Here is a 17,465-nt window from a genome sequence, read left to right on the forward strand (position 1 = left end):
TCTCCGCGGACATCCGGGTCAGCGCCGCGCCCTGCTGGGCGACCGTCACCGCCAGCTGGTTGCGGTCTTCCATGATCCGGTCGTGTTCCTGCGCCAGATCCTCATAGCCCTGCTCCTGTTCAGCGATCTCGGCCGTCAGGGCGTGCAGTTCTCTCCGGCAAGCCGCGCTTTCGCTCTGCAGGGCTGTCAGCGCGGTGGTGTGCTGCTCCGCGGCGAGGCGCCTCTCCTCCTGCCGCATGGTGTCGATCGACGCGATGAAGGCCGTCAAGGCGCCGTCGATGGCGCACCGCATCTGCTCGGCCGCGGCGCAGGACTGGACGTCAACCGGCCCTCCTGCGAACGCATCGCGCGACGCGCTGACCGCGCCCTTCTGAATGACGAAGAGGTGAGGGGCGGTCTTCCTGATGTCATGGATGAAGCGCGATACGTCACGCAGGGAACCTCCGCCAATCTCGGCGCGGATGCGCCGGTATGACGGATAGGCGCTGTCCTTCGACACGATCTTGCTGACTGCTTCCAAGACGGACTCGTGCGTGATCAGGGGATGGGTGGGCTGGGAGCAGGACATCCAGAACCTCTGCGGGGACTATGGTTTCGGCGGCCGTGCCGTCGGCCGGCTGAGTATCTGGATGAGTTGCGATGCCAGGAAAGGGCTGCGGCGACGGAATCTTGACGGTTCCGGTCCAGGCCGGTCGATGGTGAGGTGATACCGCGGTAGCGATACCAAGTAGCGGCACCTGATACCGGCGTTACCGCCGAAATCCACTTCGAGCCCACCCCTCCGCCTGCGGGCCGCTCAGGTCGACCATTTCACCCAGGCGGTGCAGAAAATTGCCCGGCGCCCGATGCGGCGGGGCGGAACCCTCCATACGCTTCCTTCCGAACCAGGCTGCCCGGGCGTCGGACCTCCGGCCCTCGCCACGGGCATCCTCGAGCGAAGAAGTGTGCAGTTAGGCGTTGCGGCGGGCCGCAACGCCTCCGGGGCCGGCCGGGGCCGGTTGCCGGATCGACGACGACGGCGGGGAGGTGCCGATGCCGTGGCGGACTTGGGATACTTTCGCATCGAACAGGGCATGCTCTCCCGTGGCGCCGGCGCGAAGGCCGGAGCGTCGGCGGCTTATCAGTCCGGTGGCCGGTTCCGCACCGTCATCGCGGCGGCCGCTTACCAGGCTGGGGTCGGTCTGACCATCGGCGCCGACCTGCGGGAGGTGTGGGCGGCGAAGGGGCAGGACCCTGTGTCGGCGGTCGTGGACTTCACGGCCAAGTCCGGTGTCCACCACACCGACATCCGCGTGCCCGCGGGCGCGCCCGCTTGGTGCGCCGACCGGCAGACCTTGTGGACCAGGGTGGAACTCAGCGAACGGCGCCGTGACGCGACGCTGGCGCTGCAATACACGCTGTCGCTCAGCCGGGAGGTCCCCATCGCGACGTCGATCCAGTCGGTCGAGCGCTTCGTCGATGAGCACCTCGTGGCACGCAGCCTGATCGCCGACATTGCGGTCCACCTGTACGGGCGCCCCCTGGACCCCAGGGTGCCGGCCGCCGCCGAGAGGCTGGCGAACACGGTCGATCTCGCGTGGCCGGTGATCTCGGTGGCCAGTGTCCCCAGCACTCCACCAGTGGACGGCCCCCACGCCCTGGAGTTGCCCGACGGGCGCCTCGTCGTCTACCAGCCGCACGCCCACGTTCTGGCGACGACGCGCCCGCTCGTCGACGGCGCCCTCGGCCCGAAGGACCGCGACCTGTCGCGGAAGGCCTTTCTGATCGGAAGCCGCAAGCTGTGGGAGCAGCTGTGCAACGAGGTCTTGGCCGAAACCGGGGCGACCCATCGCGTATCTCAGCGGTCGAAGTGGCATCGCCACCGTCAACAGCAGGACCTCGGCGCCGCTGGGCCAACCCCTGAACCGCTTTCCCAGGTGCCGCTCGGTCCGGCCTATCACCCGGTCGTCGAGGGGCGCGCTCTGGATTTTGGAGGAGTGGACGTCATGCCTCATGAATTCAATGCCATTGTGGCGGAACTCGAAAAGTCCAGACGCGCAGCGCCCGACAAAAAATCGGCGCGTCTGGCTCGTGCCGTTGTCCGGATCGAAGAGCTGGAAGCGCAAGGGGTTCGCTTCAGCCGGGAAACGGGTGGGATGGTGAGGGTCGAAGCTCCTTCCGGTGTGGTCGTTGACTGGCATGACCGCGCCTTGTGGAGCGGAATACACGCGATGGTGCTCGACTACCTGGAGGCCCGCGACGCGGAACGGAAAGCGCGCGCGCCCGAACCGGGCTCCGTCGGGACCGCCGTTCCTGAGGCAAGCGACAGGACGGTGACGATGCCGGAGCCGACGGCGGAGGCGGCGCGGCTGCGGGAAGAACTCGATGCTGCCTCGCGGAGCGTCGCGACCATCGCTGCGGCGACCGGGCAGGCGCAGCCGGATGCCGCGGCCTCTCTGGCCGATGGCATCGTCACCGTCGCCCGCGGCGCCATGGCGACCGCGTACGAGAGATCGCGCGGCGCGCTGACGCGTGAGCAGCAAGCGCGTGCGTCGGCGGAGACGCGTGCTGAGGAACTCACCGTGGACTTGGCACGTACGAAGGCCGCCCTGGCGCTGGAGCAGGAGAAGCGCCAGGCAATGGAAGCGGACTGTGGTGCCCTGCGCGCGGAAGGGGCTTCACTGCGGCAGCAACTGGCCGAGGCGAAGCGCAGCGCCGAGTCTGCGACCGTCACGGGAGCGGCTGCTGCCCGGCAAGCCGACGAAGACCGGCAAGCGCGTCACCGTGCCGAAGAGGCACTCCGCCTCGTGCGCCGGATGATCGACACCGACGCTGCCGACGAACAGTTGGCGCTTGAGCTGCGCAAGCGGTTGCAGGTAGCCAGCCAACAGGCCGACGCCGTGGAGGACGCGGCGCGGTCAGCAGGTCTGACGCCGGAGGTCCTGCCCAGTGAACCCGGCGCCCGGCTGCGGGCGATTGCGCAGGCGAACCGCGACCGGGCACTGGATGAGGTGGCCACCCTGTTGGACGCGCCGGTGCGGGCGCTTGGTGTGCACCTCCGCGGCGCCGCTGCCGAGCGGGTTCCGGCGGCTCTGGCGATCCTCACGACGGCGATCGAAGGTCGGGATGCGGAGCTTGCGCGGGAGCGCGCCAGCCGCGAGCAGGCGGAACTGGAAGCGCAGGGATGGAAACGCGCCTACGAGGCTCTGGTTCGCCACGGCCGGCGATTGGTGATGCTCCTTGCCCGGCAGGCCGCACTGGTCGAACCGGCGAAGGCGGCGTGGCGTCGGCTGATGGATGCCATCAGTCATGGCAAGGAGCCGGGAGATCTTTCCTCTGCGCTCCCCAGCCGGCGCAATGATGCTCAAGCGCGCGGTGAGGCGCCGAACAGGAACCCGCGGCCGGAAGGCCAACGGATTGGCCGCACCGACAAGGTGAAGCCCGACGCGGAAGCGGCGCCCATCATGGGCGGCGTGAAGCCACCCGCGACAATCCGGGAGTCGCTGGAGATCATGACCGGCGAGAAGTCGCGGCCATCGGACGCAGTGGCGGGCGCCATCCGGTTGACCAGCGCCGCGACCGAGGCCGTCAAGGCCTTGGAGGCGCAGCTCAAGGTCATAAGCAAGGACGACCTCTTGAAGGCCGCGCTGGCGACCGAACGGGCAGCGCGCGAGGCGGGCGAGGAGAGGCGCCGGAACGAACACCGGCACGCCTACTCGGTCATCGCAAGGGTTGCGCGGCAGCGTGGTGTCGCCCTGCAGCCCCTCCGGCCTTCCAAGCCCCGGATCCGCGACGAGTATGCGCGGTGACAGGTGACGGTTGGGACGCGTCGGCGTTGCGTCCACCCGGTGTGGCGGCTTGCCCTGCGGGCCGCCACACCGGGCGGTCGCAACTCAGGACGACCCGTGATGATGGCCACCCCAGTTCGGAGCGGCGCCGGCTTGGCCGCGTGCATCGAAGACGACGCGATCATCCGTGTGCTTCCGGCGGAACAGAGCGCGGCGACCATGAAGTTCGTGGACTGGCTTCAGGAAACCCTGCAGCGCTGGGCCTGCGGTCAGCGCGGCGCCGCCGAGCGCCGGAAACTGGACATGATCGTCCAGGCAGCGGAGGCGATGGACTACCGGCTTTCCCTGACCGTACAGGACATCTTCGACGTCGTGGAAGACCTCGACGCAGCCCTCGATGCCGGCTTGGTTCTCCTCCGCGGTTTCGACCGCCCGGTCATCCGTGTCCACCTCGTGAGCAAGGACGTTGCGCAGTAGGAGGGGGCGCCCGAGCGTCACGGTGGGTCACGCTCCAAGGACCCACCGCGCTTCGGCTCCTGATACGGGCTCCCTGCCTCGACCAACCGGGCATGGCACCTTCTTTTCGGCAGGGCACGTTGCTGGCCCCGAACGCGGCTGCATACAGAACCAAGCGGAAGGGGCGGCCATTCCGGCGGGAAGGGAGTGTCCAGCCGAACTGTCCCGCTCCTCCGTTCAACATCTGCCGATCATCAAGTTCGCTAATCCCTTGGCCCAGTTGCTGGTTTCCATGACAGCGTCCAGGATTCTGCCGATGTGCCTGCCGATCCATGTTCAATCCGCAAGCCTTTGATCGCGCGAGAGATTCTGAGGTTCCAGTCTACCAGCCTTGCCGATCCTCGCCGCGGCGTCGGAGATGCGCTCTGCGTTCAGGAAAGCTTGTCTCCTCAACGTCGGGTTGGTTCCGACCCAGGTGGTGGAAAGTCGTCCGTTCCGTCAGTTCAACAGTCGTGATTTGGACCTGACACATCACAGCAGAAGTTTGCTCTGCCTATCCAGTTCGGCGCCGATCCCGCAGAGACTGGAACCACCAAGCCGCTGATTAGAAAGGATTTGTCCGGCGCTCCAGGACATCCGCTAAATTGCCGGACAAACGGCTGCACATCAAGCGATTAGCCGCGTAATGACGGGATGGGTGGACCGGAGACGGCTCGCCGGTCGATGTGGAGTTCGGGGTGTGACAGCCTCTTCCGGCGCCGGTACTCTGCCGGGAAGTGGAAGGGTGGAAGGACGGCGGTAAGGTGGCGCCTGAGGCGGGTGTGCAACCCGGCGGCGCCTTTCTCCGCGCGGTCGCCATTGCGCCTGGTGGGGCGGCGCATTAACCTGTGCCGTCTCAACCGTTGCAACCTTCCTTTGTTCGGCAAATTTCCAGTGTGGCGCCAAATGCACAATGACACGAGAGTATGGGGCAAATGGTTGCATCAATAACAATGCGCCGCAAGATTGCCCGGTTGAGAGGCGGGGAACCGCCAAGGTTGATGGATTTGTTCGCAGGGTGTGGCGGGATCACGCTTGGCTTCGCCACCGCCGGGTTTGAACTCGTTGCATCCGTCGAGTCCGATCCTTGGGCCGCCCAGTCCCATGGTGCCAACTTCGCAGCCATCAGCCGCGGGAGGAATCGCCAAGCCCACAACAATGCCTACGACATCAACTGCGAGGATCCCAGCTCGATCTTCCGCGACCTGGGGATCGACGGTCCTGTGGACGAGCAGGTTGACGTCCTTGTTGGCGGCCCGCCCTGCCAAGCCTTCGCCCGGGTCGGGCGGGCAAAGCTCCGTCATGAGGCCCATCGCCGGGAGGAGGACGACGCCGACGTCGCCTTCCTTGTAGATGGCCGCGTGAACCTTTGGCAGCGGTACCTGCACTATGTCCGCGAAACCAAGCCTCTCGCGCTCCTGATGGAGAACGTCCCGGACATCCTGAACCATGGCGGGAAGAACGTCGCCGAGACGGTGTCCGAGCACCTCCGCAGGGAAGGCTACCGGGTCCGGTATACCCTTCTGAATGCGTCCTGGTTCGGCGTCCCGCAGACGCGGGAGCGCATGTTCCTGGTGGGCGTGCATGAGGACTTGGACGAGGACGTGGTCTTCCCGTCGCCGACCCACTATTCGGTCCTGCCGGCCGGATACGAGGGGACGCGCGCGACGGCTCGGAAGCTGATCAACGCGATGCACGCGGACGCAGAGCACAGCCACTGCTGGATTGGTGACCCCTTGGAGGAGGACGGCCTGCCGCGGGCCACAACGGCCGGCCAAGCGTTCGCGGACCTTCCCCCGATCTACGCCCTGGACATGCTGGAGAGCGGGCGCATCGCGCGCGGCCGCAAGGACCCATCGGAGCCTGTGGGTTACACGTCCGCTAAGCCGACGACTCCATGGTCCAAGCTCATGCGCGAATGGCCCAACTTCGGCACCACGGACCATACAACGGGACACGTGATCCGCTACCTGCCGCGCGACTACAAGATCTTCCGCATGATGGAGGAAGGCTGGCAGTACCCCGAGGTATGGCGTTTTGTAGAGGAGAAGCGCCGACAACTGATGGACAGTCGCTGGGAGTCCGGCGAGGACAAAGCCGCCAGCACCTTGCAGGCGCAGGCGTTCGTCAGGGAGTGGACGCTGCCGTACGACCCCGGCAAGTTCCCCAACAAGTGGTGGAAGCTCTATCGGGACAGGCCCTCGCGGACCCTTTTGGCGCACCTGGGCAAGGACTCGTACAGCCATATCCACTACGACGACAAGCAGGCCCGGACGATCTCCGTCCGCGAGGCGGCACGGCTGCAATCCTTCCCGGACGGGTTCGTCCTGCGCGGCAGCATGAATCCCGCCTTCAAGCAGATTGGCAACGCCGTCCCGCCGCTCGTCGCCTATGCCATCGCCATGGAGATGCGGTCGATGATCGGCTGCCGGCCCGCCGTCGACATCAGGCACGAACTGCTCAGCCTGGATAGGCGGCCGGACCCAGCCACCGAGAGGGGCGTCGAGAAATGCGGTTTCTGATCCTGCGCATCCTGACCCACAGCGAACTCGGGATGTTCCATGAGTACCGGCGCCAGGGGAAGGAAGGGTCCAAGCAGCGGGCGGTGAATTTCGACTGGGACGTGGTTGACCGCGTCTTTCCGGCCGCCAAGGACACCGACCGCGTCGAGATGAACCTCCTGTACGACACCGACCAAGGCGTTGGGCGGGCGCGGCAGTGGCTGAAGCGCCAGGAGAAGAACTGGCGGCTGGAGGGCAACTGTCCCAAGGACAAGTTCTACCACTTCGTTGATCCGGGCTGCCTCTTCGCCATGGAGATCGACGCGGGAACGGCGCCCGGCTCCGGCGCCTGGGCGGTGTTCCCAGCGGACCATCCCGTCACGAGGGCCGTTCTCGCCGACGGCGAGAGCTGCCGCCTCGCGAAGTCGGCGATGATCGCTCTCCATGACGAGGAGGGCGAGCGCGTCTGGCGCTTGCTGGGCGAGGCTCGCCCGGATCTTTTTACCGCGAAGCACAGGGAGAGCACGATGACGACGGCCGCCGCCAGGAACGGGGGGAACGGCGTCGCGTTGCCCCCAAACCCTTCCAGAACGGTGTCCATCCTGGCTTCTGTGGGCTACTCCCTGCCGGACGCTGTCGCCGATCTGGTGGACAACGCGATCAGCGCGGACGCCACCGAGGTCTCGATCACGTTCGGACGGCCGGACGGTGGTCACGGCCGATGGATGGGCATCGCGGACAACGGCGTTGGCATGGACCGGGCGACGCTGGAGGAGGCGATGAGGGTCGGCAGCGCGTCCGACTATGACCAGCGGAGCCTGGGGAAGTACGGCTACGGCCTCAAGGGCGCCTCGTGGTCCCAGGCGAAGGTCCTGACCGTCGTGAGCAAGAGTGAGGGCGCCCCGGCGTGCCATCTGACCTGGGACGTCAACGACATGGACGGCTGGGTGGCCAAGTCCGATCCGCTGGAACGCTGGGAGGAGGAGGCGACCGCCCTTGGCGGCCACGGGACGGTCGTCCTGTGGAAGGACATGCGCCCGCCGCAGACGATGCCGAACATGCGAGGACTGGACCCCTACTCCTCCGAGGTTAGGCAGCTCGAGCGGCACCTTGCCCTGGTCTTTCACCGCTTCCTGGAGGGGCGGGCTGTCGGGCGGAAGACCGTGGCCATCTTGATCAACGGGAAGCGCGTCGAGCCGAACAACCCCTTCGGCCATCCGCTGGCCTCGGCCTATGACGCGAAGACCATCCGCATCCCCACCGGCGGCGAGGACGGCCGGGTTCTGGTGCAGGCCTACCTGCTTCCCTCAGAGGGCGAGATCAGCAGCCACCACGCGCCCGAGGGCCAGGACGCCGTCCGGCGCGCGCTCGACCTGATCGGCCTGCATGGCAAGCGGACGGAGACGCAGGGCCTGTTCATCTACCGTCACGACCGCCTGATCAAGTGGGGCGGCTGGCACGAGATGTGGAACACCACCGACGAGAAGACAAAGCTGGCGCGGGTCGTCGTCGATTTCGACCATGTGCTGGACGACGCGTTCAAGATCAACGTCAGCAAGCGGATCGTCCTGCTGCCGCAGCAGCTTCAGGAGGAGATCAAGAAGGTCGCCGACGTCGCGCGTCGGGACAGCCAGAGGAAGTACCGGAAGGGTGCGGCGCCCGCTCCCGCCGGAGCCGCGGGATCCGTGCTCGGAGGTCTTGCGCCGGCCGTGACTGGGGCGGGGGCCGTTGACGCAGCCTCGACGCCTACGGCTCCGATGCCCACGGCCCCTGCGCCCGCGAACCCGGCGCCTGCGGCACCATCGGCCGGGACGGCGCCGACGTCCCCTGCCACCCCCGCCACCCCGGCTCTCCCGCCGTCCCGGATTGCGGTGAAGCCCGTGAAGACGGAGAAGTTTTTCTGGAAGGTGACGAAGGGAATGACCGGGACGCTCGACGTCCAGGTCAGTGACCTGAACCCCAGCCTCTCCGCGCTGGTCCAGCAGATCCGCGACGACCCGCTGGCTGTGGCCCACCTTGCAGCCTTCCTGGGGCGCCTGGACGAGGTGGACGCACAGAGCCGCCTGATGGCCGGAGGGGACGCCTGATGGACACCGTCCGCGTCATCGGGGCGGTGCCCCCGAGGTCCAACTGGACCGACCGCCTGAGCCCGGAGTCCTGGTACCACTGGGGGCGGCTGGAATCCCTGCTCCGCGCCGACCCGAAATGGGAGCCGCAACAGGTGGTCTCGGTCGCGGCCGAGTCCCTCAGGGTGCTGCGTAGCCTGCGGGACCCCCGGCAGGATGTGCCGTTCCAGTGCCGGGGGCTGGTCGTCGGATACGTCCAGAGCGGCAAGACGGCGAACTACACGGCGCTCGCGGCGCGCGCGGTCGACGCGGGATACCGGATCGTCATCATCCTGTCCGGCATCCACGACTCCCTCAGAAACCAGACGCAGAACCGTCTGGAGAGGGAGCTCACCGGTCACCAAGCGGGCGGCCTTCCCCCGGCACAACGCGGCCGGGAGTGGATCGCCCTGACGACGCCCACCGAGGACTTCAAGGAGCAGGATGTCCGCATCCTCCAGTCCCCGGCGCCGTTCCTGGCTGTGGTGAAGAAGAACGTCCCCGTCCTGGCGAAGCTTGACCGCTGGCTGGGATCGGCGGAGCGCTACCTGGACGACATGCCCGTCCTGCTCATCGACGACGAGGCCGACCAAGCATCCATCAACACCAGGGGGAACCGCCCGCCGGACTTGGCGGTCGGCGACGACGAGGACGGCGACGAGAACGTCGCGCCGTCGAGGACGAACGCTCTCATCCGGTCCATACTGACGCGGACGTCCAAGGCGGCGTACGTCGCCTACACGGCGACGCCGTTCGCCAACATCCTGATCAACCCGGACGCCGTCGACCGCTGCGTGGGCGAGGATCTGTTCCCAAAGGACTTCGTCATCCAGCTACCGCGCCCGAAGGGCTACACTGGGACCGAGGAGCTGTTCGGCGTCTCGGCCAAGAACCGCGACGTGCTGCGGACGGTCGCCGACGAGGACGTCCGGGCGCTGCGCGCGCCGCGCCGGCGCAAGGCGGCGGAGGTCGTCATCGGTCCCGATGGTGGGGCGTTGCCGGGCTCCCTGGCCGACGCGCTCGTCTCCTTCTGCCTAGCCGGCGGCGTCCGTTCCCTCCGCCCCGGGCTGTCGGGCAAGGCCCACACCATGCTGGTCCACGTCAGCCAGCGAACCGCGGACCAGGAGCGGATCGCCAACGCCATCCGCGAGCAACTGGACCTATGGCGCGAGGCCGAGCGCCAGGGGCAACGGCTTGAGGCCGTGCTCGGCCCCGCCTGGGCGGCCATGAAGGGCGACGTCGAGGCACCGGCCGACGACGAAGCGGTCATCCGCGCCTCGGTCGCGGTCCTCCGACAAGTTGTCGTCCTGGAGCTCAACAGCGTTAAGGGCGAGGACCTGGAGTATGACGAAAAGCCCGGCCGGCACATCGTCGCGGTCGGTGGAAACCGCCTCTCCCGCGGGTTGACCCTCGAGGGGCTGACCGTCTCCTACTTCCTGCGCACCGCGTCGATGTGCGACACCCTGCTGCAGATGGCCCGCTGGTACGGGTTCCGCCGTGGCTACGAAGACCTCATCCGCATCTGGACGACGGACGGGATCGCCCGGTGGTTTTCCGAACTCGCTCTCGTCGAGCAGTCGTTGCGGGACTCCATCGTCGCCCTCGGGCGCGCCGGGCGCAGGCCGGACCAGATGGCCATCCGGCTCCGGGCCCACAGCGAGCTTCTGCTCACGGCGCGCAACAAGTCCGGTACCGCGCTGTCCCAGCAGGACTCCTGGTCGGGTGGGCACCCGCAGACCGTCCTGCTGCCGCTGACCGACGGGGCGAAGCTGGCGGCCAACCGGGCGCTGGCGGACATGTTCATCTCACGGGTGACCCCCTCGGTGAGGCGCCACGGCGGGCTCCTGGCCAGGGACGTCGCCCCCGAGACCGTATGCGACTTCCTGCGCGCCTACCGGATCCACGAGGACATCGTGGCGTTCCGCAGCGACCTCCTCGCCGACTGGATCATGGGCCGGGCCGCTGCCGGAGAGCTCATCGACTGGTCGGTCTTCATCGCGTCTCCGGAAGACGGCCGTCCCGTCGTCCTTGGAGGGCTGGAACTCGGTCTCGTCCGCCGCAAGCGCATCAGCAGCGAGAGCATCGGCATCCTGACCGACCCGCGCCACGAGGGCGTCGACCTGCCGGGAGGACCCGACGCCTACCGCCGGGACAGCGGGGCCTACGACGCCGAGGCCATGCGCGGGGCAAGGCCACCGGCCCAGGGACTTCTGATCGTATACCCGCTGGACCCAGGGTACCTTGGCGTCCCGCAGCCCGACCCGGTCATCGCCCTGGCCCTCAGTCTCCCACAGACGTCCGACGAGGGCTCGACGTGGATCGTGAACGGGATGGTGTCCAATGGTTGACGGCCCCATCCCCGGGCAGTGGGCCGACCTCCGCGCCAGCAGGCCTGTCAGCGAGGATGCGCTTGCCACCTTGCCGGTCACCCTCGACGGACAGGACACGACGCTCTCCATCGCGATGGACCAAGCCGGCGTCCTCCACCTTCTGATCCCGGTAACGCGCGGCCCGGCCGGTGCGCCGCCGCCTGACCTGAACGGACTGAGGGTCCGGCACCGCCGTCTGGAGACGGGTGAGGTGATCGAGCTGTCCGCGCCGCCGTCGCACGAGCCCGTCTTCACCCCGTTCTGCCGGGAGGTCGCCGACGCCGTCGTCGTCGAGTGCCGGGAGCCGTGGGCGGCGGTCGCGGCGACCGTCCGCAACTGGCAATCGGCCTTCCGGCCGCTGCGTTCCGGCATGGACAAGACGGTCCAGGTCGGCTTGGTCGGCGAGTTGCTGGTGCTCCGTTCCCTCATGATCCCGGCCCTCGGGTCCGCCGCCGTCTACCAGTGGAGCGGCCCGGACGCCGAGCGGCACGATTTCGTCGGCGAGCGCCTGCACCTGGAGGTCAAGACCACGCGCAAGGGCAGGTCGGAGCATGAGATCTCCCGCCTGGACCAGTTGCGGGTTCCCGGCGGGCGCCAGCTGCTGTTCGTGTCCGTGATGATCGAGCAGTCGGCCGCCGGCGCGGAGACACTGGCAACCCAGCTCGACGCCACCGTGGAGCAGTTGCGCGGGGACGCCGCCGCGTTGGACGCGTTCATGGCGAGGATGGTGGCCATGGGCTGGTCCGAAGAGATGCGGAACTCCGGGGAACTGCTGCGGTTCTCCGTGCGTGGCGCGTCCGTCTACGCCGTGGACGACGACTTTCCGCGGCTTCCGGACGACTTCGCGCCGCCCTCGGGGGTGGTCGCGGTCAAGTACACGATCGACTTGGCGAACCTGCCCGAACTGGACTTCGACGAGGCGCTGGGCGTCGTCCGTCAAGCCAACCCTGGCTACATATCGTGAACTGCACATGGCGAGGACGCGGAAAGGAAAGAAGCCCAAGCCCCCTCCGCTGTCCCGCTCGGAGATGATGGCGCGCATCAAGGGGAAGGACACAGTCCCCGAGCTGCTGGTGCGCCGCGCGGCGTGGGCGGCCGGTATGCGCTACCGCTTGCATGATCGGCGGCTCCCCGGCCGTCCCGACTTGGTGTTCCCCGGGAGGCGCGTCGCCGTCTTCGTCCATGGGTGCTTCTGGCACTGCCACGAGGGCTGTAACCGCTTCAGGATCCCCAAGACCAGGACTGATTGGTGGACGGCCAAGCTTGGCCGCAACAAGGCACGCGACGACGAGGTGCGCGCCGCCATTGAGGCGTCCGGGTGGCATGTCGTCGTCATATGGGAGTGCGAGGCTGAACGCCCGGAGCGTTTGGCGGAACTTGTGAAAGGGCTGAAGGCGATGCCGCCCCGTTAGGCTCGGCGCCTGTGCACCATATTTCTCCTGCCACTCTATCGCGTCGGTCCTGTAATCTGTGCTATGCGGCTACTTGCCGTTCTTGTCCTCCAGGTTGTTTCTGGGGCCGGGATAGCGCCTTTTGCGCCGCCGCATTGATACAGAGTAACGCATGCCGACCCTAAGCCCAGACCTCATCGGACGAGTGAAGCGCCTGCCGCTGAAGCCGTCGGCGATGGCCGCACTGTTGCCCATGTTCGAGGCGGTCAGCAATGGACTGCACGCCATCGACGACCGGTATGGCGAGGACGCAAGGCGGCGGGGGCGGATCGACATTGAGGTGCTGCGCGCGGATCCTGGCGTGGCCTCCTCCGCCGTAGCGGGCTTCGTCGTGACCGACAACGGCATTGGCCTCAATGATGACAACTACAAGTCCTTTCTACGACCTGATTCCCAGCACAAGATCGGACGTGGGGGGAAAGGAGTCGGGCGGCTCGGCTGGCTGAAGGTCTTCAGGGACATCCGCGTCGACAGTACCTATGAAGCCGAGGACGGAAGCGCCGTCGGACTGAGTGCGCGATCGTTCGACTTTGTCCTCCGGGAGGACGAGCAGGTGGCTCTGCGGGACGGCGCGTCCGTTTCGGCGACTGGCCCTGGGACCCGCGTCAGTCTGAGGGGCTTCGATACAATCTACGGGAACAAATGTCCCGTGGATGCGGCCGCCATACGGCAGCGGATCATAGGCCACTTCATGCAGGTGCTGGCCACCGGCGCCGCGCCGGTGATCACTGTCATCGACGGCGGCGAGGTCACAGACCTGCGGGCGGCGTTCGACGACCTCGTCAGGGACACCAGCGAGCAGGCGGTCACGGTCGTGGCCGAAGACGGCCAGGAGATCATCCTGACGGTGCGGCACATGCGCGCCGCGAAGTCCATCAGGCCCGACGCGAACCACAAGAACTACAACTGGCTGTTCATGTCGGCACACCAGCGTGCCGTCGACGACGCGCCCATCGACGAGGCCATCGGGCTGAAGTCCCTGCGCGGCGAGGAGGTGTACGTCGGCTGTGTGTACGGCGACTATCTGGACGCGCATGTGAACGCCGAGCGGACGGCCTTCACCTTCGGATCGGACGAGGGACGTGCCATCCGCCGCGCCCTTGTGGACTCGATCATGGCGTACCTGGGCGACTACGTGGCGGAGGTGAAGGAGCGCAAGCGGGCCGTCGCCCGGCGCGTCATGGGGGAGTACCCGCAGTTCCTCTACCTGCAGGGCGAGATGGAGGCATTCATCGACAAGCTGGCGCCGGGCGCCGGGTCGAGGGAGCAGGTCTTCGTCGAGATGTGCCGCGACCGCTTTCGGAAGACGAACGCCGCCCATAAGGACGCGGCGGCCCTCAGAAGCGCCCCGGCCTACACCGGAGAGGTGAAGGCACGGATGGAGCAGTACCAGCGCTTCGTGGAGAAGCAGCAGCAGGGCGTCCTGGCCGAATACGTGCTGCTCCGCAAGTCTGTCATCGACATCCTCGACAGGTACATGGGGTTCCGCGACGACCGCGACTCGCACTTCCTGGAGGAGGCCATCCATAAGCTGGTCGTCCCGATGCGGACGGACTCGTCCCGTCTTGAGATCGCCGACCACCAGCTCTGGCTACTGGACGACCGGTTGGCCTTCTTCGCCTACTTCGCCTCCGACAAAGCGCTGAAGACCTACACGGACGACTCATCTCTGGACCGCCCCGACATTGCCTTCTTCTACGACACCTGCTTCGCTTGGCAGGAGCAGGAAGCAGGCAACACGGTGGTCCTCGTCGAGTTCAAGCGGCCGGGGCGCGACGATTACAACGGGGCGGAGAACCCCATACGCCAACTCATCGGCTACATCACGAAGATCCAGGGCTCAACCTCGCTGCGCGACGCCCAGGGGCGCGTATTCTCCCCCAGGCTCAAGAACGCGGCCTTCCACTGCTACGTGGTGGCCGACATCACAGACAGCCTGCGCGACGCCTGTCACGGCTATCCGTTCCACCCAACCCCGGATGGAGAGGGGCTTGTCGGGTACTTGAGGAACCCCGATGCCTATGTCGAGATCGTCTCCTACACAAAGATGTTGGGCGACGCGAAGATGCGGAACGCCATCTTCTTCCGAAAGCTTGGACTGACGGACGTCGATCCAAGTGCGCCAACTCCAAGCGAGGCTACCAGGGAAGAAGCCGACTTGGAACAGGTCGACTAGGAACGCTTTCTCCTGGGTCTTGCGAAGTCGATGGTATTGATTTTGCACAAATTCTCGAATGGATTTGTGCTGAGGTGCCCTGAGTTTTTTAGGAGATAGAAAAACCAAAAGAATGTAGGTAGATTCCGAAAATTTTTGAGTCTTTCTAAGAAACATGTCTCTGGCGCCTGCGTAGTCCAATCCCCAAACATGCCATACAGGGAAATAACAGTGAGCAATCAACAAAATGCGCTTAATTTTTACGTGCGGCATATTCGGGACTTCCGGAAGCCAGATGCTTCTTTGCCGCGGCCATTGGTTCTAATAGTTAGGGATGGCTGGAATGATTACGGCTATCGGACGCTATGTGACGTCGTATTATTTCGCGACAAGGACGATGCTGGCACCAATCTCGGTCAGACGAAGATTATGAAAATTGGGCAAGGGCTTGGGTCTTGGACATTTTCCGATGCAACTGAACCTTTCACTTGCCTTGATAAAGAAATTTATTGCTCGATTTCTGGAAGTGAAGAATATTACAAGAATATTGTAGATCTTGGTGTGGACTTGGCAAAGGAAATATTGGTATCACTATGCGATGCTGCGTATAATCCAGAAATTTTCGAGAAATTTCAGAATGATGAGTGTTTTCAGACGTCGCTGTTGAGGTACCGCGGCGACGTAATTGGTACCAGAGATATGCTCAATAGCATTCTCAACCCTGATAACAAGCTGGTAGATAATTTTACGTACAAAGTCAGGATCGGCGAAGCGCAAGCCGATCACGAAGTGGATTTTGATTTTGAATCGCACGATGGTCTTCCCTATCGAATGTTTATGCTTGCCGGTGTTAACGGGGTAGGAAAGACTCAACTTCTAGCGAAGTTGGCTATTGCTGTGAGCGGGCACGCTACCTCGGATGCTGTTAGCAGAAAGAAAGATCTTATTGAAGCTAGCATTCGTGAAAAACTAATGGCAGCAGGCGTTCTTAGTCCTCCTCCATCATTTTATTCAGTTATAGCTGTTTCATTTAATGCTTTTGATGAATTTGAGCTCCCTAAACTCAGAGAACTTAGTGGAAATATAAGATACACCTACTGTGGTATTCGCAAGGAAGATGGTTCGCTTTGTAGCTCAACGGAGTTAGTTACGCGAATTGTAAATGCGATTGGAATAATGAGTAAGGAGAGAATTAACAAGCTCAGAGATATTTTGCCTCGCATCATTGGCAATGCGGAAGCGGCAATGATTGCTATCAAACCAGAGAGCGGCGCCAAAATCTATGCAGGGCTGAGCGCTGGGCAACGGATTATACTTAACATTGTTACTCATATCATCGCGAATATTGACGAGAGATCGCTGATCTTGTTCGATGAGCCCGAAGTTCATCTTCATCCGACGCTTATGACAACGTTGGTTTCTGTGGTGAATGACTTGCTAAATGAATACAAAGCCTTTGCCATTGTATCAACTCATTCTCCTATTGTTGCGCAACAAATTCCGAGCCGGAGTATCCGTGTTGTGTCAAGAAATGGGGATGTGCCTGTTATATCCCCACCTGGACTCGAATGCTTTGGAGAAAGCCTTAGCGCGATAACGCAAAAGCTATTCGGTGCTGCTGAGGGGGACCGAGATTATACAGATGCGTTGGAAGAACTTCTGAAGAAGAACAATAACAATATTGAAGCGGTATTGTCATTGTTTGATAACGAACTTAGCCTAAACGCACAACTGTTTCTGCGCTCTATTTCGAAGGCGGAAAAATGAAACACCTGGAAATGAATTTTGATCAATGTTGGGATATTCTGATTACAACGACTAAAGGCAAAGAGCCGCCACGCAAAGGGATATTAGAGCGCCTTCTACCGGAGCTTAACATACGATACGATGAATACAAGCAAAAGTGTAAATCGTTGGAGTATGTGACAGAAACAGTCAGAAGCAATGAAGAAAAGGAAGCGCTTATACACTGCTATGAGAGCCCTCTAAAGAAAATATCGTCAATATTGCTTCCATCTCTGAAGAGGGTACAGGCTTTCTGCCCGTACTGTCTTGTGCGGCATGTCCAAACACGAGATCACTTCCTTCCTAAAGATTATTGGCCAGATTTTTCTATCCATCCAGCAAATCTGGTTGATGTATGCTATACTTGTAATCTCTCGAAAGGAAATAGACTTATAAAGCCACGCAGGAGTGTTCTTAATCCATATTTCGATGGCCTTGACTCCTGTAAATTGTTGAGGTGCGACATCGCAATCGGAGACATTATAGAAGCAAGCTACTCAATCACGAGGGATTACGGAGCTGACGAATATTTGTATGATGTAGCATGCAGGCATTTTGAAGAGTTTGGGCTGCGTCATTTGTTTGGTGCTGCCGTAGCAAGCCGAATATCTAACCTTTACATCGAGATATCAACGTGGGCATCTCAGCCTTTTGAGGAGCAAGAGATAAAAGAAAAATGGGAGAAATTGGTTGCCGGCCTAAACAAAAATGGGGCAGGGTGCAATCATTGGGAGGTCGCATTTTTCTCGAAACTTATTGAGATGGATGGTGTATCTACCCATATCAATAAAGTTGTTGGACTTTGTTGAACAGTTATATATATCGAATTGTTTCGGC

At 63.5% G+C, this 17,465-nt stretch carries 11 protein-coding genes (1 of these 11 cut by a window edge); 10 read left to right on the forward strand and 1 reads right to left on the reverse strand.

Translation table 11 applies throughout. The annotated features are described in order from the left end of the window. Positions 1–520: the 5' portion of a hypothetical protein gene (locus tag ABNQ40_RS10885; protein WP_391346484.1), read on the reverse strand. 326 nt of this gene lie to the left of the window's left edge; the window shows 520 of its 846 coding nt (coding positions 1–520); its start codon is at positions 518–520; its stop codon lies beyond the left edge, outside the window. A gap of 517 nt (positions 521–1,037) precedes the next feature. Here ABNQ40_RS10885 and ABNQ40_RS10890 point away from each other — a divergent pair. From ABNQ40_RS10890 to ABNQ40_RS10935, 10 genes are all read left to right on the forward strand, one after another. Then, a complete protein-coding gene (locus ABNQ40_RS10890) occupies positions 1,038–3,788 on the forward strand; it encodes a MobA/MobL family protein (RefSeq protein WP_391346487.1) in 2,751 nt (916 codons plus the stop codon). Positions 3,789–3,887: 99 nt separating this feature from the next. Then, complete coding sequence (locus ABNQ40_RS10895; protein ID WP_391346490.1) at positions 3,888–4,244, forward strand: hypothetical protein; 357 nt, start codon at positions 3,888–3,890, stop codon at positions 4,242–4,244. A 1,019-nt stretch (positions 4,245–5,263) separates the two neighbouring features. Beyond that, on the forward strand, positions 5,264–6,784 hold the full coding sequence (locus tag ABNQ40_RS10900; protein ID WP_391346492.1) for a DNA cytosine methyltransferase: 1,521 nt from the start codon (positions 5,264–5,266) through the stop codon (positions 6,782–6,784). Continuing rightward, entirely contained in the window at positions 6,772–8,850 is a 2,079-nt protein-coding gene (locus ABNQ40_RS10905) for an ATP-binding protein (protein ID WP_391346493.1), read from the forward strand. The genes ABNQ40_RS10900 and ABNQ40_RS10905 overlap by 13 nt, the downstream gene beginning before the upstream one ends. After that, positions 8,850–11,216 (forward strand): Z1 domain-containing protein, encoded by a 2,367-nt coding sequence (locus ABNQ40_RS10910; RefSeq protein ID WP_391346495.1) that lies wholly within the window; start codon positions 8,850–8,852, stop codon positions 11,214–11,216. The genes ABNQ40_RS10905 and ABNQ40_RS10910 overlap by 1 nt, the downstream gene beginning before the upstream one ends. Beyond that, positions 11,209–12,201: a PD-(D/E)XK motif protein gene (locus ABNQ40_RS10915; protein WP_391346496.1), complete on the forward strand. Its 993-nt coding sequence runs from the start codon at positions 11,209–11,211 to the stop codon at positions 12,199–12,201. Before ABNQ40_RS10910 ends, ABNQ40_RS10915 begins: the two co-directional genes overlap by 8 nt. Positions 12,202–12,208: 7 nt before the next feature. Next, a complete protein-coding gene (locus tag ABNQ40_RS10920) occupies positions 12,209–12,649 on the forward strand; it encodes a very short patch repair endonuclease (protein ID WP_391346498.1) in 441 nt (146 codons plus the stop codon). A 151-nt stretch (positions 12,650–12,800) separates the two neighbouring features. Continuing rightward, positions 12,801–14,864: a hypothetical protein gene (locus ABNQ40_RS10925; protein WP_391346500.1), complete on the forward strand. Its 2,064-nt coding sequence runs from the start codon at positions 12,801–12,803 to the stop codon at positions 14,862–14,864. A 210-nt stretch (positions 14,865–15,074) separates the two neighbouring features. Next, positions 15,075–16,610 carry an AAA family ATPase gene (locus ABNQ40_RS10930; protein WP_391346501.1) on the forward strand — a complete coding sequence of 512 codons (1,536 nt, stop codon included), beginning with the start codon at positions 15,075–15,077 and terminating at the stop codon, positions 16,608–16,610. Beyond that, a complete protein-coding gene (locus ABNQ40_RS10935) occupies positions 16,607–17,437 on the forward strand; it encodes a hypothetical protein (protein ID WP_391346503.1) in 831 nt (276 codons plus the stop codon). Before ABNQ40_RS10930 ends, ABNQ40_RS10935 begins: the two co-directional genes overlap by 4 nt. The last annotated feature ends 28 nt before the right edge of the window (positions 17,438–17,465 follow it).

Origin of the sequence: Azospirillum sp. A23, from assembly GCF_042938965.1 — a bacterium.
Classification (GTDB): Bacteria; Pseudomonadota; Alphaproteobacteria; order Azospirillales; family Azospirillaceae; genus Azospirillum; species Azospirillum melinis.